The organism is Streptomyces sp. NTH33 (genome assembly GCF_003236365.1).
Taxonomy (GTDB): domain Bacteria; phylum Actinomycetota; class Actinomycetes; order Streptomycetales; family Streptomycetaceae; genus Streptomyces.
Map to the genome: position 1 here is coordinate 1 of NZ_POTZ01001081.1, position 583 is coordinate 583.

The 583-nt window shown below is 72.7% G+C and carries 1 protein-coding gene; it reads left to right on the forward strand.

What is annotated here, in order from left to right; all coding sequences use genetic code 11:
• Positions 1-212 precede the first annotated feature (212 nt).
• Positions 213-509 carry a hypothetical protein gene (locus tag C1I97_RS38570; protein WP_220040907.1) on the forward strand — a complete coding sequence of 99 codons (297 nt, stop codon included), beginning with the start codon at positions 213-215 and terminating at the stop codon, positions 507-509.
• The last annotated feature ends 74 nt before the right edge of the window (positions 510-583 follow it).

Sequence of the window (583 nt, forward strand, 5' to 3'; positions counted from 1 at the left end):
GACACCACCCCCCTGATCGCCATGACCGGCCTCAGCCTGCTGGTCCTGGGCGCCACGGCCCTGAGCATCGTCCGCAAGAAGAGGACGACCCAGGACTGACACCGCCCGACTGACATCCGAAGTGGGGCACCACGGCATACCGGGCTAGCGTGGGAGGAGAGACGGAGACATCGAGCGGATGCCCGGCACCGGCCGGTGGAACGGGATGCGACATGACCGTGCAAGCAAGCCGGACAGCCCCCGGCACAGCGCCCACCAGGACCCACGGCGCCCGCGCCGCGGCCGAACGCGTCCTCTCGGGCGACGCGATGACCCTCCCTCTGGGCAACCACCGGCTCGAACTGCCACCGGGGGACCAGCTCGCCTACCTCGCGGGCCTCGGCGTCCTCGCCGCCCTCGACCTCATCGAATGGCCGATCGCCCTCGCCATCGCCGTCGGACACGAACTGGCCCGCAGCCACCACGGCAAGACCCTGCGCGAGTTCGGGGACGCCCTGGAACAGGCGTGACCCGCACCCGCGCCGGGGCCGGCCGACGGCGCCCGCGGCACCGGACCAGCCACTGACCCAGCCCCCGAACCCCC

What these genes read in the sequence shown, in the direction of transcription:
- C1I97_RS38570 (WP_220040907.1), top strand. Translation starts at nt 213, where the DNA reads ATGACCGTGCAAGCAAGCCGGACAGCCCCCGGCACAGCGCCCACCAGG.